Source organism: Paracoccus acridae, assembly GCF_014642735.1.
In the GTDB taxonomy this organism is placed as follows: Bacteria; Pseudomonadota; Alphaproteobacteria; order Rhodobacterales; family Rhodobacteraceae; genus Paracoccus; species Paracoccus acridae.
The window spans coordinates 1-19449 of the sequence record NZ_BMIV01000030.1; the positions used below are offsets into that span (position 1 = coordinate 1).

Annotated in this window: 19 protein-coding genes; 10 read left to right on the forward strand and 9 right to left on the reverse strand. The window is 63.8% G+C overall.

The genetic code is table 11. The annotated features are described in order from the left end of the window. Positions 1 to 224: 224 nt before the first annotated feature. The 3 genes from IEX25_RS18530 (at position 225) to IEX25_RS18540 (ending at position 3665) form a co-directional block, all read left to right on the forward strand. Positions 225 to 407 (forward strand): YdcH family protein, encoded by a 183-nt coding sequence (locus IEX25_RS18530; RefSeq protein WP_158248138.1) that lies wholly within the window; start codon positions 225 to 227, stop codon positions 405 to 407. 670 nt (positions 408 to 1077) lie between these two features. Beyond that, entirely contained in the window at positions 1078 to 2967 is a 1890-nt protein-coding gene (locus IEX25_RS18535) for a heavy metal translocating P-type ATPase (RefSeq protein ID WP_188717127.1), read from the forward strand. Then, entirely contained in the window at positions 2964 to 3665 is a 702-nt protein-coding gene (locus tag IEX25_RS18540; protein WP_188717128.1) for a VIT1/CCC1 transporter family protein, read from the forward strand. The genes IEX25_RS18535 and IEX25_RS18540 overlap by 4 nt, the downstream gene beginning before the upstream one ends. 138 nt (positions 3666 to 3803) lie before the next feature. Here IEX25_RS18540 and IEX25_RS18545 read toward each other — a convergent pair whose 3' ends face one another. Both IEX25_RS18545 and IEX25_RS18550 read right to left on the reverse strand, forming a co-directional pair. Then, positions 3804 to 6470 carry a cation-transporting P-type ATPase gene (locus IEX25_RS18545; RefSeq protein ID WP_188717130.1) on the reverse strand — a complete coding sequence of 889 codons (2667 nt, stop codon included), beginning with the start codon at positions 6468 to 6470 and terminating at the stop codon, positions 3804 to 3806. A 119-nt stretch (positions 6471 to 6589) separates the two neighbouring features. Next, positions 6590 to 6904 carry a hypothetical protein gene (locus IEX25_RS18550; protein ID WP_103173919.1) on the reverse strand — a complete coding sequence of 105 codons (315 nt, stop codon included), beginning with the start codon at positions 6902 to 6904 and terminating at the stop codon, positions 6590 to 6592. Positions 6905 to 7037: 133 nt separating this feature from the next. On the opposite strand from IEX25_RS18550, the gene IEX25_RS18555 reads away from it, so the two are divergent. The 4 genes from IEX25_RS18555 (at position 7038) to IEX25_RS18570 (ending at position 12251) form a co-directional block, all read left to right on the forward strand. Then, the gene (locus IEX25_RS18555) at positions 7038 to 8828 is read left to right on the forward strand and encodes a PHA/PHB synthase family protein (RefSeq protein ID WP_188717132.1); all 1791 of its coding nucleotides are present in this window, start codon (positions 7038 to 7040) and stop codon (positions 8826 to 8828) included. A gap of 9 nt (positions 8829 to 8837) precedes the next feature. After that, positions 8838 to 10235: a bifunctional enoyl-CoA hydratase/phosphate acetyltransferase gene (locus IEX25_RS18560; RefSeq protein WP_167623843.1), complete on the forward strand. Its 1398-nt coding sequence runs from the start codon at positions 8838 to 8840 to the stop codon at positions 10233 to 10235. After that, a complete protein-coding gene (locus IEX25_RS18565) occupies positions 10232 to 11416 on the forward strand; it encodes an acetate/propionate family kinase (protein ID WP_188717135.1) in 1185 nt (394 codons plus the stop codon). Before IEX25_RS18560 ends, IEX25_RS18565 begins: the two co-directional genes overlap by 4 nt. 70 nt (positions 11417 to 11486) lie before the next feature. Then, the gene (locus IEX25_RS18570; protein WP_167623845.1) at positions 11487 to 12251 is read left to right on the forward strand and encodes an SDR family NAD(P)-dependent oxidoreductase; all 765 of its coding nucleotides are present in this window, start codon (positions 11487 to 11489) and stop codon (positions 12249 to 12251) included. Between the two features lie 129 nt (positions 12252 to 12380). On the opposite strand, the gene IEX25_RS18575 is transcribed toward IEX25_RS18570, so the two are convergent. From IEX25_RS18575 to IEX25_RS18590, 4 genes are all read right to left on the reverse strand, one after another. Beyond that, entirely contained in the window at positions 12381 to 12581 is a 201-nt protein-coding gene (locus IEX25_RS18575; RefSeq protein ID WP_188717137.1) for a hypothetical protein, read from the reverse strand. 282 nt (positions 12582 to 12863) lie between these two features. Then, the gene (locus IEX25_RS18580) at positions 12864 to 13364 is read right to left on the reverse strand and encodes a lysozyme inhibitor LprI family protein (RefSeq protein WP_188717139.1); all 501 of its coding nucleotides are present in this window, start codon (positions 13362 to 13364) and stop codon (positions 12864 to 12866) included. Positions 13365 to 13690: 326 nt separating this feature from the next. Continuing rightward, positions 13691 to 14146 (reverse strand): DUF2934 domain-containing protein, encoded by a 456-nt coding sequence (locus IEX25_RS18585; RefSeq protein ID WP_188717141.1) that lies wholly within the window; start codon positions 14144 to 14146, stop codon positions 13691 to 13693. 591 nt (positions 14147 to 14737) lie between these two features. Continuing rightward, positions 14738 to 14902, reverse strand: coding sequence for a hypothetical protein (locus tag IEX25_RS18590; RefSeq protein WP_158248114.1), 165 nt, complete (start codon positions 14900 to 14902; stop codon positions 14738 to 14740). A gap of 532 nt (positions 14903 to 15434) precedes the next feature. Here IEX25_RS18590 and IEX25_RS18595 point away from each other — a divergent pair. From IEX25_RS18595 to IEX25_RS18605, 3 genes are all read left to right on the forward strand, one after another. Then, a complete protein-coding gene (locus tag IEX25_RS18595) occupies positions 15435 to 16538 on the forward strand; it encodes a hemerythrin domain-containing protein (protein ID WP_188717143.1) in 1104 nt (367 codons plus the stop codon). Positions 16539 to 16661: 123 nt separating this feature from the next. Then, a complete protein-coding gene (locus tag IEX25_RS18600; RefSeq protein ID WP_188717145.1) occupies positions 16662 to 17120 on the forward strand; it encodes a hypothetical protein in 459 nt (152 codons plus the stop codon). Positions 17121 to 17534: 414 nt separating this feature from the next. Then, complete coding sequence (locus IEX25_RS18605; RefSeq protein ID WP_188717147.1) at positions 17535 to 17987, forward strand: hypothetical protein; 453 nt, start codon at positions 17535 to 17537, stop codon at positions 17985 to 17987. Positions 17988 to 18419: 432 nt separating this feature from the next. Here IEX25_RS18605 and IEX25_RS18610 read toward each other — a convergent pair whose 3' ends face one another. From IEX25_RS18610 to IEX25_RS20365, 3 genes are all read right to left on the reverse strand, one after another. Next, positions 18420 to 18728 carry a hypothetical protein gene (locus IEX25_RS18610; protein ID WP_188717149.1) on the reverse strand — a complete coding sequence of 103 codons (309 nt, stop codon included), beginning with the start codon at positions 18726 to 18728 and terminating at the stop codon, positions 18420 to 18422. A gap of 303 nt (positions 18729 to 19031) precedes the next feature. Beyond that, complete coding sequence (locus IEX25_RS18615) at positions 19032 to 19205, reverse strand: hypothetical protein (RefSeq protein WP_188717151.1); 174 nt, start codon at positions 19203 to 19205, stop codon at positions 19032 to 19034. Beyond that, positions 19202 to 19330, reverse strand: coding sequence for a hypothetical protein (locus IEX25_RS20365; protein WP_268236168.1), 129 nt, complete (start codon positions 19328 to 19330; stop codon positions 19202 to 19204). The genes IEX25_RS18615 and IEX25_RS20365 overlap by 4 nt, the downstream gene beginning before the upstream one ends. Positions 19331 to 19449: the final 119 nt, after the last annotated feature.

The window sequence follows — 19449 nt, forward strand, 5'->3', positions numbered from 1 at the left end:
ATGCGGGGCACGGCGGCAGCGTTTCGGTCATGCCGAACTATAGAACTGGTCTGCTCAGGAAGCCAGAGACTGCACAGGTCGTGGGAATGTGCCGGTGTCAGAACTCCTCATTCCCGCCATAGCTTACTCTGCCTGAGCATTAGCCCGAACCCGGTGGGGTAACCTGGAAGATGGCATCGGCCATGCCTACCTCTATAGAGGAACTGACACATGGAGGTTACGACATGGGCGACATCACCGGCCGGATCGAAGCGCTGAACGCGCGTCACGCGGCGCTCGAGGATCAGCTCGCGGAGCTTCTGAAGCGTCCCTCGGCAAGCGCCGAGGAGATCGCCGCCATCAAGAAGGAAAAGCTCGAGATCAAGGACGAGCTTGCCCTGCTGCAGCGCGAGACCACCGAGGCCTGAGGCCATGCCAGCGCCGGCACCTGCCGGAGCAGCTTCCAGAAAACAAGGCCCCCGGTGATTGCCGGGGGCCTTTCTCTTTCATTGGCATTGGTGTGGATCCCTCGGGCGGGACCACTTCCCGACACTGGAATCAGCCGCCTTCTGGCAAATAGAGGTTCGAACTCCCCAGGAGAACCAAGCGTGTGTGCGCCTTCTTCGAGCCGCAGGTCTCCGTCCACGGCCTCCAGATGCCGCGAAGAAGGACAGCGACTGGTTCTAACCAAAGGCAAACGAGTGCAGTGACTTGCGCTTCCTCCCCAGGTCGGACTTCTGGCCGTCTTCCGGGAAGGTGATGGCAAACCTTCGGTGTCTGACAGCCCAGAACAGCCTGCCTGTGAGGACTTGCAGAGCGGTTGTTGTCACCCAGTTAAAATGTCGCCTCGTAGACCATTTAGAAATGTCGCATGGGCTTGGAGCGATAAGCCGATCCCGCCTACTCTCCAGCAAAAGAGGTGTAGGGACGGGACCGGCGAGCGCGCTGATGGTGGCAGGTCCCTTATCAAGGGCTGAGCTTGCGAGGGCGCGACCTCGACGCGCTGTTTCTTCTGCGCGATGATGACGGGGGCTTGCGGACACGCGCCGGCGGGTGCCTTCTTGGGACTGGTGCCACGGCAGCGGTTGAGGGACAGACGTGACCGACAAGCAGACGGACCGGTTCAAGACGCTTCTTCTGTCCGTTGCCCTTGCGGGCCTGGTGGCGGGGCTTGCCTTGCACCTTGTCGGCCGTGCCGATCTGGCGGGGCTGGCCTGGACTGCGGGCGTGCTGCCGGTCCTGGCTGCCCTGCTGGTCGAAATCCTGCGCAGCCTTGCGCGGGGCGAGGTCGGCCTCGACATCGTGGCGGCGCTGTCAATGTCGGCAGCCCTGGTCTTCGGTGAGACGCTGGCCGCCGCCGTGGTTGCGGTGATGTATTCGGGCGGCACCTTCCTGGAAAGCTTTGCCGAAGGCCGCGCCCGGCGCGAGATGCGCGACCTGCTGTCTCGCGTGCCCCGCGCAGCCACCCGCCACCGCAATGGCGGGCTGGAGGACGTGGCCTTGGACGACATCCGCCCCGGCGACCGCCTGCTGATCCGCCAGGGTGACGTGGTGCCGGTGGACGGTCAGGTCGCCTCGGCCACGGCCTTCCTCGATACGTCGGCGCTGACGGGCGAGTCCCTGCCCGTCCGCCTTGAGGCAGGTGCCGAAGCGATGAGCGGATCCACCAACGCGGGCGATGCCTTTGACCTGATCGCCACGCACGAGGCCCGAGACAGCACCTATGCCGGCATCGTCCGCCTGGTCGAGCAGGCGCAGCGGTCCCGCGCGCCCATGGCCCGGCTGGCCGATCGCTGGTCGCTGGGCTTTCTGGCCGTGACGCTTCTGATCGCCGGGGCGGCTTGGTGGTTCACCGGCGATCCGATCCGCGCAGTAGCCGTGCTGGTGGTGGCGACCCCCTGCCCGCTGATCCTGGCCGTGCCCGTAGCCTTGGTCGCGGGCCTGTCGCGGGCTGCCCATTTCGCCGTGCTCGTGAAGGGTGCCAAACCGCTGGAGGCGATGGCCCGCGTTCGCACGCTGATCTTCGACAAGACCGGCACGCTGACCGACGGTCGCCCCCGGATCGTGACCGTCGACACCGCAGAGGGGATGGCCGAGGACGAGATCCTGCGCCTCGCGGCAGCAGCAGATCAGGCAACCAAGCACCCGGTGGCGCAGGCCATCGTCGCGGCCGCCAAGGCCCGCGGCATGACGCTGCCCGTTCCCCACGACACGGTCGAAATCCCAGGCGAAGGCGTCATCGCCATCGTCGAGGGGCGGCAGGTCGTCGTGGGAGGCTACGGCTTCGTGGCTGGACAGGTAGGTCACGAGGGCGATCCTCCGGATTTGGCAGCGGGCTCGGTCATGGTGGCGGTTGCGGTGGATGACCGGATGGCGGGGCACCTCGTGATGTCAGACCCCTTGCGGGACGGCGCGGGCGACATGCTGTCGGGCCTGCGCCGCCAGGGGATCGAACGCATTCTGCTCGCCACCGGCGACCGAGCCGAGGTCGCCCGCCGCGTGACCGAGGGCCTGGGCCTCGACGGCATCCGCGCCGGCCTCACGCCGGACGAGAAGGTCCTTCTGGTCCTGACCGAGCACAAGCACGGCCCGGTCATGATGGTGGGCGACGGCGTCAACGACGCCCCGGCCCTGGCTGCGGCCGACGTGGGCGTGGCCATGGGCGCGCGCGGCGCCGCCGCCAGTGCCGAGGCCGCCGACGTGGTGCTGCTGGTGGACCGCCTTGATCGCATCAGAACGGGGATCGAGATCGCCCGCCGCTCGCGCCGCATTGCTCTTGAAAGCGTTGTGGCGGGCATCGGCCTGTCGGTCTTGGGCATGATCGCCGCTGCCTTGGGCTACCTGACCCCCGTGCAAGGCGCCCTGATCCAGGAAGCGATCGACGTGGCGGTCATCCTCAACGCCCTGCGCGCCTTGCGCATCCAACCCACCCAGGCCCGCACGGCCCCGTCGGGCGATGAACCGCACCAGGAAGGAGCCCTTGCATGAGCCGCCTGTCCCATTCGGAAATCCACATGGTTCATCGCATCGGCTGGCTGCGTGCGGCGGTGCTGGGGGCCAATGACGGGATCCTCTCCACCTCCAGCCTGGTGGTGGGCGTGGCGACCGCCGGGACTGGCCGGACCGAAGTGCTGGTTGCAGCACTGGCAGGACTCGTCGCGGGCGCCATGTCGATGGCGGCAGGCGAATATGTCTCGGTCAGTTCGCAGACCGATGCCGAGAACGCCGATCTCGACAAGGAGCGCAAGGAACTGGCCGAGATGCCCGAGGCAGAGCTTGAGGAACTGACGCGGATCTATCAGGAGCGCGGTCTGACGCGCGACCTGGCGCAGCAGGTGGCGGCGCAACTGACAGCACAGGATGCGCTCGGCGCTCATGCCCGCGATGAGTTGGGGATTTCCGAGACGGTGACCTCTCATCCGGTGCAGGCGGCGGTCGTCTCGGCCCTGACCTTCGCGGCAGGCGCAGTCGTGCCGCTGATCGTGGCGCTGCTGGCGCCGCCTGCGCAGATCGTCGTGTTCGTGGTCGTCGCTACGCTGCTGGCCTTAGCCGTGCTGGGTGGCCTCGGCGCCTCCGCAGGCGGCGCCGGTATCCTTCGCGGCGCGATGCGGGTGACGCTGTGGGGCGTTCTTGCCATGGGCGCGACAGCTGTCGTGGGGACGCTCTTCGGCGTTACGGTCGGGTGAGGGAGCAGCTTGCGTCGGGGGAGGTTCCCGGCCCCGTCTCACAATCTGGCCTCGGCTGCCGCGCTCGCGGTTTTTGCCGCGTCACGATGACTTGGCCCCGGGCAACCGACCGGCAATCAGGCTGGTCTTCTATCCTTTCTACTCCTCCCGAAACCTGTCTCGCAGCAGGTGCTTCTCGATCTCCAGGACCACCAGCGACAGCACGCCGATGACGATGATGACGATCCCGTCCAGCAGAGTCAGGGGACGGGATTCGAAGATCCGGTTCATGACCGGCAGATAGGTGAAGGCCAGTTGCCCGACCACGACCACGGCGATGGCACCCAGCACCGGGCCGGTGCCCTTGACGCCCGTCAGCGTGAACGAGGTCATGTGCAGATAGCGGATGTTGAACAGATAGAAGATCTCCAGCACCACCAGCGTGTTGACAACCATCGTGCGCGCCACCTCGATGTCGCGGCCCTGACCCAGGGTCCAGAAGAACACGGCCAGCGAAATCGCCATAAAGATCACCGATACCAGGATGATGCGCCATACCGTGAAGGGGGTCAGAAGCCCGGCCCCCGACTTGCGTGGCCTGCGTGCCATCACCCCCGGTTCGGACGGCTCGAAGGCCAGAACCAGGCCCAGCGTCGCGGCCAGAAGCAGGTTCACCCACAGGATCTGCACGGGCGTCATTGGCAGGGCGAAGTTCAGAAGGATCGCCATGATCACCGTCAGCGCCTCGCCGCCATTGGTGGGCAGGGTCCAGGCGATGACCTTGCGGATGTTGTCGTGAACGGTGCGACCTTCATGGACCGCCGCCACGATGGACGCGAAGTTGTCGTCCATCAGCACGATCTCGGCCGCTTCCTTGGCGGCCTCGGTGCCCTTGATGCCCATGGCGATGCCGACATCGGCCTGCTTCAGGGAGGGCGCGTCGTTCACCCCGTCACCGGTCATCGCGACGACATTACCGCGCGATTGCAGGGCGCGGACGATGCGCAGCTTGTGTTCGGGGCTGGTGCGGGCAAAGACCTGGGTTCGGGCGACGGCATCGGCAAAACCGCTGTCGGGGATTGCGTCCAGATCCTTGCCGGTCAACACCTGCGGGTCGGGCGCAAGGCCAAGCTGGCGTGCGATGGCGGTGGCAGTTTCGGCATGGTCGCCGGTGATCATCCGCACGTCGATGCCTGCGCGGTGACACTCGGCAATGGCCGCGACCGCCTCTGGCCGTGGCGGGTCGATGAAGCCGGTGAGGCCCAGGAAGGTCAGCCCGCTCTCGACATCGGGAAAGTCGATCCTGGTGGTGCCGTCGGGCATGGGCTTCGTCGCGTAACCCAGCACGCGTTCGCCCTCGCGCCCGGTTTCGGCGATGCGGTCGGACCAATAGGTGTGATCCAGCACCTGCGTTCCCGCCTCCGAGGCCTGCCGGGCGCACATCGCCATGATCCGTTCCGGCGCGCCCTTGACCAGCATCACCCGCCCCTGCCCTGGCATATCGTGCAGCGTCGCCATGAAGCGATGCTGGGCATCAAAGGGAATGGCGTCCAGCCGCCTGGCGGCGCGCTCGGTCGCTGGGTCGAGGCCCGCCTTCATCGCGGCGGCAATCAACGCGCCCTCCATCGGGTCGCCCTCGACCTTCCAGGTGCCAGGGTTCAGTTCGGCGTCGTTGCACAAAAGCCCGGCCCGCAGCAGCCCGCGCGCAGTGGGTTCAGGGGTGAAGTCATGGCCGGTCGGGTCATAGCCGGCGCCCTGGACCACGCTCACGCCATCGGCTGTCACCACACGCCCCACGGTCATCTCGTTCCGGGTCAGGGTGCCGGTCTTGTCGGAGCAGATGATCGAGGTCGCACCCAGTGTTTCCACCGCGGGCAGCCGACGGATCACCGCGCGACGGGCGGCCATGCGCTGCACGCCGATGGCCAGCGTGATGGTGATGACGGCGGGCAGGCCTTCGGGGACCAGGCCCACAGCAAGCGCCACGACCGCCATCAGCGCGTCGTCCCAGGCATAGCCGCGCAGCGAGACCGCAAAGGCAAAGATCAGCGCCGCGCCCACGAAGGCCAACAGTGTGAAGCGATGAGCGAATGCGTTGATCTGGCGCAGCAGCGGTGTGGTCAGGGGCTCGACCTCGTGCAGCAGGGTGCTGATGCGGCCGATCTGGGTCCGGGTGCCGGTGGCAGTGACGGCGCCGCTGCCCTGGCCCGCCGAGACAAGCGTGCCGGAAAACGCCATGGGGCGCCGGTCGCCCAGGGCTGCCCCGGCCGCGACCGGATCGACGCCCTTGGTCGACGCCACGGATTCCCCTGTCAGGATCGCCTCATCCACCAGGAGGTTGCGGGCAGAGATCAGGCGCAGGTCGGCGGGCACGCGGTCGCCCGCCTCGATCAGCACCACGTCGCCGGGCACGAGGTCTGCCATGCCGACGCTGATCCGCCGCCCGTCGCGCAAGACGCTGGCTTGGGGCGCGATCATGTCGCGTATGGCGTTCAGCGCGCTTTCGGCCTTGCCTTCCTGCAGGAAGCCCACGATCGCGTTAACGATCACCACGGCTAGGATCACGCCGGCATCGACATAATGACCCAGGGCTGCTGCAGCCCCTGCCCCCGCCAGCATGAAATAGATCAGCGCATTGTTGAACTGCGCCAGCAACCGCAGGATCGCTGGTCGCGGCTTTGCTCCGGGCAGGCTGTTGGGGCCGTGGCGAGACAGTCGGGCGGCAGCCTCGGATGAGGACAGTCCGGTGGCGGTGGCGTCCAGGGCGGTCAGGACTTCGGAAGCAGGACGGGCGTAGGCGTCGGCAAGGTCGCTGGGGTTCGTCATCGGGTAATCGTTGTTCCTTGCAGGGGCTATGCGGATCCGGGGCCGGGCGTCGGGATGCAGCTCCACATAGCCTGCCGTGACAGTCCGATGGACGGCAGCGGTCCGTTACGGCTTGTGGATCAGGCAGCCTTGCGGATTGCCGGCGCTGCGTCGCGCATGGCGCGGGCAAATCGGTTGCCTTCTTCCTGGACCACGTCCAGCAGCTTGCTGGCATAGTCAGTCTGGAGGGCGGCTGCGTCCATGGGCAGGGTAACTTGGGCCATGTTGCGCAAGCATTCGGCCCGAAGCTCTGCCATTCGTGCCATCGTCAGAAGCGCTTCCCGCCATAGCAGTTCTTGCATCCGTATCGGCCAGAGAAGAACGTCGGGCAGGGTTAATCCCGGAACATCCGGCAGGGCGGCCGTTTCCGGCTTCGCATTCTTGTCGTCCTTCATGTCCGTGATCCTGTCTGATGAAATCTGGATGGTAAGGCCATGGTCCGGCATCAAACCTTGATTCAGGTCAAGATTACCCGATGCTGGACCCGGTAAGGATAACCCGCAAATCCCTGAACCACCAAGGACCGAGATGCCCGACCAGACCGCCTTCCTTGCGCCGCCTGCGATGATGCCCCCGGCCGACCAGGACGCGACGTTGGGCCTTGCCGCGTTCCAGGCGATGGACCGGATGCGAGAGGCGCTTAGCGGTCACCTGACGGGCGGCATCTCGCCGGGGTCGCTGGCGCTTGCTGGCTTTGACTGGGCGTTCCACCTGGCCCAGGCCCCAGGCAAGCGGGCCGAGCTTTTGTGGAAGGCGGGCCGCAAGACTAGCCGGCTGATGACCTGGCTTCTGTCCTCGGCCATGGACCCGAAGACGCCGCCTGCGATCCGTCCCCTGCCGGGTGACGCCCGCTTTCGCCACGAGGGCTGGCAGCAGCTGCCCTTTGCCGCCTTGGCCCAGGCCTTTCTGCTGGGACAGCAATGGCTGCACAACGTCACCCGCGAGGTGCCGGGTGTGATGAAGCACCACGAGGATGTGGTGTCCTTTGTCGCAAAGCAGTGGCTGGATGTGTTCTCGCCCTCGAACAATCCCCTGACCAACCCCGAGGTGCTGGCCCGCACCTGGCAGACCGGCGGCATGAACCTGTGGCAGGGGTGGCAGAACTGGGCCGAGGATGCCCTGCGGCTGATGAACCACCAGCCGCCCCCGGGGGCCGAGGCGTTCCGCCCCGGCGAGACGGTGGCGGTGACGCCCGGCACCGTCGTCTTCCGCAACCATCTGATCGAGTTGATCCAGTATGCGCCCTCGACCGGGCAGGTTCGGCCCGAGCCGGTGCTGATCGTGCCCGCCTGGATCATGAAATACTACATCCTGGATTTGTCGCCGGAGAACTCGCTGATCCGCTGGCTGGTCAGCCAAGGCTTCACAGTTTTCGCGATTTCGTGGCGCAATCCGGGGCCTGAGGATCGCGACCTAACGCTGGAGGATTACCGCCGCGAGGGCGTGTTGGCCGCTCTTGATGCCGTGGAAGCCATCGTACCGGGGGCACGGGTTCATGCCACCGGCTATTGCCTGGGTGGCACGCTGCTGTCGATCGCGGCGGCCGCGATGGGGGCTGCGGCAGGGGACCGGCTGGCGTCCCTGACGCTGTTTGCCGCACAGGTCGATTTCACCGAACCCGGAGAACTGGCGCTGTTCATCGACCCCAGCCAGATGCACCTCCTCGACAGCATGATGTGGAACCGGGGCTATCTGTCGGACGACCAGATGGCGGGGGCGTTCCAGCTTCTGCGGTCGAACGACCTAGTCTGGTCGCGGGTGATCCATGACTATCTGATGGGGCAACGCCGCCCGATGACCGACCTGATGGCGTGGAATGCCGACAGCACCCGGATGCCCTGGCGGATGCATTCGGAATACCTGCAGCGCCTGTATCTGGACAACGAACTGGCCGCCGGACGCTTCATGGTGGACGGCCGTCCCGCCGCGCTGCAGAACATCCGCATCCCCGTCTTCGCCGTGGGCACCGAACGCGATCACGTCGCGCCCTGGACCTCGGTCTACAAGTTCCACCAGTTCACAGACACGGACGTGACCTTCGTGCTGACCTCGGGCGGGCACAACGCCGGGATCGTCAGCCCCCCGGGCCACCCTCGGCGTCATTACCGCATCGGCACGCGGCCTGATGACGGCGCGCTGATCTCGGCCCCTGACTGGCAGGCTGCGCATGATCCGGTCGAAGGATCCTGGTGGCTGGCCTGGGGCGACTGGCTTGCCGCGCAATCAGGGCCGCTGGACGCACCGCCCGCCTTGGGTGCGCCCGACAAGGGCCTTCCGCCGCTGGCGGACGCGCCGGGCAGCTATGTTTTCCAACGATAAGAGGACCGCGTGACCGAAGCCCTCAAGAACCATACCTTCGCCAGCTTGCGGATCGGTGACGAAGCCTCGCTGACGCGCACGGTCGGGGTCAACGACATCTCGATGGTGGCGGCGCTGTCGGGTGATGTGAGCCCTTCCAGCCTTGAGCCGGTCTTCGCGGGCGCTTCGCGCGGCCACAGCGCGGCCCATGGCAGCTGGACGGCAGCGATGGTGGCGGCGGTTCTGGGCACGCGCCTGCCAGGGCCGGGGACGATCCAACTGGAGCAGAGCTTCCGTTTCCTGGTCCCCGCCATGCCCGGCGACACGGTGATCGCGACTGTCCGCGTGACGGAAAAGCACGACGCCGACCGGGTGGTGCGGCTGGAGGCCTTCTGCACCAACCAGCGGGAAGAGCGGGTGCTGGAAGGCTCCGCCACGGTCATTGCCCCCGAAACCGACATGACCCTGCCCGCCGTTCCTGCGCCGCAGGCCGTGCTGCTGCCCGCCAGCCGCTACACCCCCTTCATCGACGAAGCGCGATCCTTGCCCCCGATCCGCGCGGCCATCGTCCACCCCTGTTCGCGCGCTGCGATCCTGGGCGCGATCGAGGTTCGCGACGAGGGCCTGCTGGAGCCACTGCTGATCGGTCCCGAGGCCAGGATCCGCGCCGCAGCCGCCGAGGCAGGCGTGTCGCTTGATGGCATGGACATCGAAAGCACGGAACACAGCCATGCCGCAGCCGCGCGGGCCGTGGAACTGGCGGCCTCCCGTCGGGTCGAGGTTCTGGTCAAGGGCAGCCTGCATTCCGATGAACTGCTGGGCGCGGTGGTGGCGAGGGATTCCGGGCTGCGCACAGCGCGACGGATCAGCCACGCCTATGTCATGGACGTGCCCGCCTATGGCAAGCCGGTGATCGTGACGGACGCCGCGATCAACATCGCGCCCACCCTGGACCACAAACGCGATATCGCCCAGAACGCTATTGATCTGATGCACCTGCTGGGCGTGGACCAGCCGCGTCTGGCTGTTCTGGCCGCTGCGGAAACGGTCAATGCCGCCATGCCCGCCACCCTGGATGCCGCAGCCCTGACCGTGATGGCGGCACGCGGCCAGATCACCGGCGGGTTGGTCGATGGCCCGCTGGCCTTCGACAACGCCATCAGCCCCGAGGCGGCGCAGACCAAGGGCATCACGTCGGCTGTGGCGGGACAGGCCGACATCCTGCTGGTGCCCGATCTGGAGGCCGGGAACATGCTGGCCAAGCAGCTGATCTATTTCGCGGGCGCCACAGCCGCAGGCCTGGTCCTGGGCGCGCGGGTGCCGATCGTGCTGACCAGCAGGGCAGATCCCCTGTCCGCGCGCATCGCCTCGGCCGCGCTTGCCAAGCTGATCGTGACCCGCAACGCCGCCCAGGGGGTGCGGACATGACCGACACGATCCTGACCTTCAATGCCGGTTCCTCGACCGTGAAGCTGGGCACGCATGCGATTGCCGGCAACCGCAGCCGCCCCCTGGCCCGCGCCGTCATCGACTTTCGCGACGACCCGCTGGAGGTGCGGCTGACACGGGACGGGCAGCTGCTGACCCACCCGCTTGCAGGCGTGGACATCGGCGACATGACCGCGATCCTGGGCACGGCGCGTGACTGGATCGGAACGCAGGTGGACCTGTCGGCCCTTGCGGTGATCGGGCATCGGGTGGTCCATGGCGGCGACCTGTTCGCCGGTCCTGCCATCATCGACGACACGACCCTGGCGCAGATGGAGAGCCTGTCGCGGCTGGCTCCCCTGCACCAGCCCCAAAGCCTGCGCCTGATCCGCGCCGCGCGGGCGCTTTATCCCGATCTGACGCAGACCACATCCTTCGATACTGCTTTCCACGCCACGCATGATCCTCTCGCCCGGCGCCTTGCCATCCCCCGGGCGCTGCACGACCAAGGGATCCGCCGCTATGGTTTCCACGGGCTGTCCTATCGCCATATCGCGGATGCCCTGAGCAGGACCGACCTGCCTGCCGATGCCCGGGTGGTTGCAGCGCATCTGGGCAGCGGGGCCAGCCTTTGCGCCATGCAGGGCGGCATCAGCCGCGACAGTTCGATGGGTTTTTCAACGCTGGACGGCATCCCCATGGCGACCCGTTGCGGCGCCCTGGATCCGGGCGTGCTGCTGCATCTTCTGGGACCGATGGGCTGGACGCTGGATCGGGTGGAAAGGATGCTCTATCATGAAAGCGGGCTGTTGGGCGTGTCTGGCATCGACGCCGACAGCCGCGAGCTTCTGGACAGCGACCGCCCCGAGGCTGCCGAGGCGATCGGCCTGTTCTGCCTGCGCATCGCGGGCGAGGCCGCGCGCCTTGCCACGACCATGGGCGGAATAGACGCCTTGGTCTTCACCGCCGGCATCGGCGAACACCAGCCTCGCATCCGCGCAATGGTCGCCGAGCGTCTGGCTTGGCTCGGGCTGGTGCTGGACCATGCAGCGAACGCCGTCAATGCCGCCCGTATCAGCAGCACCGCCAGCCGCATCGCTGCATTCGTCATTCCCGCCGACGAGGAGCGCATAATCGCCGAGGAAGCCTTGGGCCTTCTCGGGAGCCACACTATCCTTTGACCTGGGACAAGGTGTGAACTGGCCCGTTGGGGTCACCTGAACATCCTGATGAACCTGAAAGGAACAAGCCATGACCGACATCCGCTTTGACTTCTCGGGCCGCACCGCGATCGTGACCGGCGCTGCCTCTGGGCTAGGGCGCGAGATTGCTCTGGAGCTTGGGGCCTCTGGCGCATTTGTCATCGTCAGCGACCTGAAGGACGAAGCCTGCCGTGCCGTGGTGGACGAAATCACGGCAGCCGGGGGCAAGTCCAAGGCCTTCGCCGCCGATGTCACCGATGAGGACGCCATGTGCGAGATGGCGTCGTTCGCGGAAAAGGACTGTGGCGGGCTGCACATGGCAGTGAACAACGCAGGCATCGGCGGGCCCTCGATGTCGACCGGCGACTATCCGTCCCAGGACTGGCGCCGTGTGATCGACATCAACCTGAACGGCGTTTTCTATGGGATGCGGTGGCAGATCCCCGCCATGCTGCGTGCGGGGGGCGGGTCCATCGTCAACATGTCCTCGATCCTGGGATCGGTGGGCTTTGCCAATTCAGCGCCCTATGTCGCGGCCAAGCACGGGATTCTGGGGCTGACCAAGACCGCCGCGATGGAATATGCGCAACAGGGCATCCGCGTGAATGCCGTGGGACCGGCCTTCATCAACACGCCCTTGTTGTCGGCCAATCTGTCGCCCGAGGTCATGGAAGGCTTGGCGGCCCTGCATCCGATGGGTCGCATCGGCAAACCGGCCGAGGTGTCGGCCCTGACCTGCTTCCTGCTGTCGAACCGCGCCAGCTTCATCACCGGCAGCTATCACCTGGTGGACGGCGGGTATACCGCGCCGTAGCCGATCACCTCACAGGCAAGCACAATCTGTCCGACAGGCGGCGGCCTGACACCGAGGACGTCAGCGCCGCCATGCGTCATATCGCACTGTTTGCCAATGAACCCTCGGCCATTTCCGTGCCCTTCAGTATCAACGGGTTTTATGGAATGCCCGGAGAAGAACTCGCGGCGTTCGGAGGAGCGGGGGACCGATGACTTCATCGAAGTTAACGGCGCTGCGCAGCAACGCAATATAGGTCTGTGTAATTTTTATTCCGGTGCGATAGTGCCCAGTGGCGTGGTGCAGCCGGCACTGGTTGTCACCGAATTGTTCGCTGCGGGCCTGCTTCATAGGGATGCCGCTATTGCAAGCTGATGACGGGTTCCTCTCCCATCGGCACGATAGTTTCAGCATCATGCAGCAGGCTCGTTGGACAGCCTACTTGTGATCCTGTTCCACCAGCAAGGGCCCGACCAGGCGAACGGTTGCATCATCATAGGGAAAGATACCGAGCAAATCGGTTGAGCGCTTGATCTCTGGTCTGCGACGACGTGCCACGAACACCTGCCCAATGGCTGATATGTCAAAGCCCAGGGCATCCGCATGATCCGACTGGCCACCTAAACGGCTTCGTCATGCCCGACCTCGTTGATAGGCCATCAGCAGGATCATCTGCCGTGCGGTCTCGTTCAGCTTGCACTTGGCCTCGGCGACTGGACTGCTGGTGTTGATGATCCGGTCATAGGCGCAGCGAGCATCCCGGAAAGCGATCCAATCTCGTTCCATCTTGACCAGGGCGTCCACATGCTCAGCGCCGCGTTCATCCTCGGTCGCCTTCAGCCGGTCATAGGTCTCGGTCAGCCGTGTTTCCCAGACCTGCCATTCGGCATCAAGACAGTTCAGCTGCCGGGCTACCACATCAACATCGCCATGCTCAGCCTCAGCATAGGCGAGGCAGCTTTCCTGTCCCACCCCCGCACAATCCAGTCGCCCCCCGTCCGTTGAGGCGTCAGCCAGGCATTGGTCTATCAGTGCAGGATCGAGACCGGAACTGTCGCCCGCCAAGGCAGGCAGCACCAGCCACAGGGCGATTGGTAAAGCAAGCGCGATGCGCATCGGAGCAGAAAGTGGCATGATCAGTCTCCCTTCACGATGAACCGAGCGGTTTGCGGCGCCTTCAGGGTCCCCAGAGGACACCCTTGTCTCTGCGCCCAGACGCCCAGCCGTAATCTGGAACCTGAGCCGTTCCGTTCGGAACCGGCTGTTGCCCCATAAAGCCGCAAATGTCTTGTGCAGAGGCTTCACATAGAATTGCCAAACAGATCACACCTGTCCCTACTGGAAAGGTTCAAAATGCTGCCAGAAAACGCTGCCCGGGGATTGCTTGCGGCTCGGCGGCGCCAGGGTGATGCTCTTTGTGGTGGCCCTTGCGCGGTGTTCCTCACGCAGCTGCTTAATCGTTATTGCGACTGGAACTCGCGGGTTTGATGCCAATTTTTGTCGGCTCCGCCGTCCGGACTCCCCTCTTGCTGCCACAGAACATAGGCACGCCCCTTGAGATGCTGCTCGAGTGCACGATGCCAGAACTCTTCAGCGCGTCCGTCTGGCCGCCCTTCCTGTTCCCACAGGGCATAGGCTTGCTCGCGAACCACCTGTTCCAGGCCGAGCCTTGTCTGCGATGTGGTGCTGATCTCGTCACTAGAGGGCTGCAGTCGGCCTGCCCGGCTTTTGTGCATCCGCGCGCTCAAGCCTAGGAGTTCGGTGTCGGAAACGAGTTGGCCATGGGCAGCAGCCTGCAAGGCTTTGGTTTGGTACTCGGCGTCGCCGGCACCTTCGCCGGTCTCACCAAGTGTAATGGGATAGGTGTGAAGAACCCGTCCATTGCTGTCGATGATATCCACAAGACGTTCTTCCATAGTGATCTCCTAGGATTGCCAAGGTTGTTCTGGCTATGGCGTCTCCTTGACGCCAATGATGACTCTCACAGTTGAACTCGGCAGAGCAGGAAGGCAGCGTCGTGGCGCTCACGGCAGAACCGCCCGACAGTTCTGGTCGACACCTCCAATCGCGCGAGCGCCTTTTGCTTAGCCCTGATTGGCCTGTGCCGTCCGACCATGTGGCGGGGCCACTTCCTCGATCGCAGACATGACCGCATCGGTGAGGCTCGGTGGATCATGTGGCCCGCAGTTCAAGGTGCGATAACGGGCCCATGCTTTTGCCACCTATGTCTCTTCAGACCTCAACGTCGCCGGAAGGCGTCATAATCCCTGTTAATCCTGGCGTAAGCCAATGATCGCACAAGGCTTGGCTTGAGTGCAGCGGGCCGCACCTCGAACCATCCGATAGCCCGTCTGAATGCTTTTGCAATAATCCGCCGTATTCGATGGGACTTGCCAGAGCGTCCGCTGCAGTGAGGTTGGCACATTCGTTCGACATTCTTATAGGGAAAATCTTTATCTTAAGTGCCTTAACAAGACCTGGCGGGCCATGGCATGCGGCTGCATGGTTTACTGCTCGGAATAATGGTTCTTTTTCCAAGGAAACCCCGCTTCCTCGGCTATCTTCCGCGAGGCCTCGGCATCTTCAGGATCTTGCTCGCGATGGTCGACAGGGTACTCACCGATGGGTTGGTGCTTGGAGCGTTTGGAACTGGCAGGAAGTCGTACGGCCATGATGAGGCCCTCCATATGTCACGGGCAGAGTAGTCTGCCGCAACCTTTCGAACATGGGGTTGAGGAGATCACTTTACATCGGCCACCCCGACGCTAACTCGCAACGCAATGGGAAGGCAGGAAAGAAGGGCGGCCCCCACTCGGCAGGAATGCGGCCCTTGGCCACCCGCCGTCCCGATCAGCATGACGCCTGCGGTGAGCAGCTCTTTCCAAAGCTGGAGTATCCTTCTTCGAGGATAAAACAGGCAATCTAAAGCAAGGCAATGATATTTCTCACAGGTCCGCCCTGTTTTCTCTGCCGCGCAGCATTATGGAGTCAAGTATCGGCTCAGCTTGCCCTATAATCAGCATTAGCCTCTTATAACTGTCATGTTCTCTGGTTATGTTGCACTGCAGCAAGACATTCGGCGAATCCTTCTCGGATGATCCTGCCTGAGCTTCCTTGAGCAACCAGCATGTGATGTCTCCGCACTTCGGTGGGGCCTTTGTCGCTGGTTTCGGGTTCAAGCAAGCATATACGGAAGATATGTCCATGACCCTCCGCCAAACGATCCAGGCTGCTCCGGAAAAAGCCGCCGCGTTGATCACGAAGCTTTCGGCAACGTCGAACCAGGCGGTGAAATCCCGTGAAAGCCTCTACACGGAACTGAATGACGAACTTTCCCGCTACGTCGAGCTCGAAGAGCAGCACCTTCTGCCGCTGCTGCGCAAGCATCCGGAGACTAAGGATCTCGCCGTCAGCGCCCTGAAGGGCAACAAAGACTTGCGCGCATCTCTCGAAAAGCTGTCCGGTTTGCCGAAGGACAATGATGCGTTCTTGGCCGCGCTTGCCGACCTGAACAAGGGTTTCCAGCAGCATGTTCGCAACGAGCGCAAGGAGCTTCTCCCCGCCGTCCTCAAGGTGCTCAACGATGATGAGGCGGCCGCTGTAGCCTCCGACATCGAGGGTGCCGTCAAAGAGGCCGAAACCGCCAAGCGCGACGAAAAGCGCGAGGAGCGGGCGCAAGCCAAGCGGAACGCCGAAGAAGCCGAGCAGGCCGAAGCCGACGAGCGTGCAGCGGCCAGGGAGGCCAAGCGCGTGGAGCAGGCCGAAGCAGAGCGTCAGGCGGCAGAGGCCGAGCGCGCCCTCGCGGCCGAGCAGGCTGTCGCCCGGACCCGAAAAGAAGCGGAGCGTGTCGCCCGTGAAGCCACCGAACAGGTGGCCGAGGTGATGGAACGCAGCAGGGCCGCCGCCCAGGATCAGGCGCGCCAGATCGGCGAAAGCCTGACCGAGCGCGCCCAGCAGATGGCCTCTGACAGCCAGGAGGCCATGACGGTCTACCGTGACGCCGCGCGGATGCTGGCCGGGGATGTGCAGGTTGTCTCGACAACGTCGGCGGTCTCGGTGCAGGCGCTGTCAGACGTCTCTTCCGCTTGGATGGACTGGTTCGGCAAGGCTGCCCGCACCAACGCCGAGCTTTCCCAGCAGTTGATCGGATCGAGGACCTTGAAGGCCGCCGCAGAGGCTCAGAGGGCGTTTGCGACGAGTGTCATGCATAACTGGATGGAACGCCGCACGGCGATGCTGCAGATCGCGCAGCGGAGTTCGCAGCAGGCGTTGAGCCCGCTTCAGGCGCGCGTCACGGAAACGGCGTAACAGCGCTCACGCTCGCATGAAGGGTTGCTGCACCATACGGTTGCGCAGCCCGGCGGCAGCATGGGGCGAGAATGGGACATTCTGCCCTGCCGCCGCCTCACTCGCTTGAACAAGGATAAGCTGATGATGATCGCTGCCATGAACGCTTGGGCCGAACTGGCAAAGGCCAGTTCCAATATGATGAACACCCATCTGCGCCTGAACGAAACAATGACCGCTTCCCGCAGCGTCATCGGAGCCCGGATGACGGTCATGGGCAAGGCGGCTTGCCGCCCTGCCCAAGGGGATTATGCCGAACTCGGTGGAATGATGCATGAGAAGGTTGTGGCCATCGCCAAGGTCAACGAGGCCCTTGTCGAGCAATGGTCGGCAATGATGGCTGACGCCACAAAGCAGGCGCAGCACCTCTGCGACCTGCTAGTGGGCGCGCGCCCTTTGCGCGCGGGCGATGTGCTGGGCTTGGCAGAGCGTTCGATGGAGCATGCTACCCGCATGATCACACGCAGCATGGATACCGGCGGATTGGCCTTGGCGCCGGTGCATCTGCAAGCCACAGCCAATGCACGACGCCTGAGCGAGTAGGTTTGCGGCCGAGACGGTGATGACGCCTGGAATGGACCGATGCAGTTTGTATAACGAGTGACGCCTCGCCTTCGGCGGCGGGGCCTTTTTTGCCGGTGTCGCGCGAAGACAGCAAAGATCGGAACGCCATCGCATAGTTGCCGGTGATTTTCGATAATGCCTCCATTTCACCATCTGCCGCTGCGAGGAGAAGCCAGCTTCTCCCGACGGCCAGGCAGAGAGTTGCAGAGGCGGGAGACCTGGGGACCAAGTGCATGCGCGAAACATCGGCGCGGAGCAGTTCGTCCTTCTTTCCTTTCTTCCCCTGGGCTTGGCACTTAGGGGCAGGATCACTGATGCAAAACGACCTTATCCACCCCATGTTTTAAGAGGTGCCACAGAATGTTCTGTTCCTGCCTCACAGAGGGCCGGACAATGGCCGTACGAATTCCTGCCTCTCCAAAAGATGCACGAGCCGAGCCCAAGAGCGAGGACAAAGCCCTGGATGGCCGCCAGAATAGCCAAGACGACGAGGCTTCCCGGAAGATGGCCGACGAAGGCGACGTGTCCCAGAAGAAGAACCGCCTTCCTGATGAGGACGGTGCGATTGTCCACGTTAACGGTTCAGGCAGGAGTATCTGCCTTTACCTCATGAAAGAGTACAGAATGAACATAATTTACAAAACATCACAGAACGAACGCCCGACGCTCCTTGCAAATGCAGATGCACTGGTAAGTCCCGCAGCACAGCATGGTCTGTTCGCAAAAGCATTCTGGCGGGCTGTTGACTGGCTCGCTGGCGACCCTGCTGTTGTCACCCCAGTCAGGGTGCGGTCTCTGGCTGATGTCAGGATCAACAGCCATTACGACGCGCTTGGGCGCAGCTGACGTCTGAATGGATAAAGGTGGCGGCGGGGGAAACCTTGCCGTTCTTGGAGGGAACGCAACCCGCCTGGGTTCGCGCGTGCCTCTGCGCATTCAATGGTCGCGGGGCATGTTGCCTCACCCCCTCTTGCTTGTCGCTTGCCCCGGCATCCGTATCGTCTTGTGGTCCCCTGGCCGTCTCCTCCTTGAAGGCTCTTGAAGACCAGCGGTTACGATAAGACGTAAATGCCGAACAGCATTTGATTGGCAGATGGTCCTGCGCGGGCAGCGGGCTTTGTGGCCTCACCTATAATATCAAATGGCTGTTCTTCAGTCTGCGCCATCTCGACGTTAGGGGGACGGGCTAGCCCAAATGCGACTTCGGCTGCCGGGAGAGTTTCTCGCGTTTCTAGCCGCGTCCCTGGAGTGTAGCAGGGGCGGCGGCTTTGCTGTCGGTTACGGACAAAGCGTGCCACCTTTAGCGCGGCAGTTCCAAAGTTTGACTGCTTCTTCCAACGTCCGTAAGGCGCGCTGAATTTCATCTTGGATTTCTGCGATCTCATCCTCTCGGCAGGATTGGAAGGCTGTCACGCCATTGCGATAAGCCTCCATTTCCTGGAGGCAGCTATCGAAAGCATAACGATCTTCGAAGGTATTAGAGGATCTGACGCAGTATGGCTCGGACGGCTCAAAGCACATTGCGCCCGCCGCGCCTGGTGAGACGAACGGTAACAAGGCGATCAAGGCGGCACGGATCACGAGCATAAGAAGTTGCCGCAGGTCACTTCAGCATCCGCAAGGGCATGCCTGGTCACATGCATCTGGAATACATTTTTTTCCAGATCGAACCCGACCGTGAAAACTTTCGACATGACCGCTCCCCTTTGTGGACCGATGCAGACCCACCTGGCATATCAGATGCCGTCAGGGGGCGGCCGCATCATCAACGCCAACCCGACGCCTCTCGCCCCCCACCCCCTTGCTGGGGAAGCGCCCGCAGCGCCAAATTCGGAGGGCAAGGCTTAATTTTTCAAACGCTGCTCCGGACAAGGACTGAGCGTCTGCGGCTTATCTGACGCTCTGGGTTCGACGCAGGTTCATGACTGAGCGGACGGCGATGCGTTTTGCCTCCTCGGGCGCAACCCCGAGGGCGGCGCAGTTCTTCAGGATCGCCTGCATGATCACCATCTCGCCCTCATGGTTTGCCGGCCCGACCTCTGGCGGCACGGCATCAACCGTCATCTGCTTGGCTTCACAGCAAGACCTGCCACTGTTCCCTTGGTGCTGGGTGCGGCGGCGATGACCTTGGGCTTTTCCTTCTTGGGCTTTTTCTCGTCACGCTTTCGCTTGTTCATGCCTTTGGCCATCGGTCAGTTCCTTGTTGGCCGTCGATGCGCGACGGATTTTCGCAGGGTAGGCCGTCGAATTCAGAATAGATAGACACGTCTCCGGCATCCACGGTTGGCGGATGCGCGATCAGTCTTCT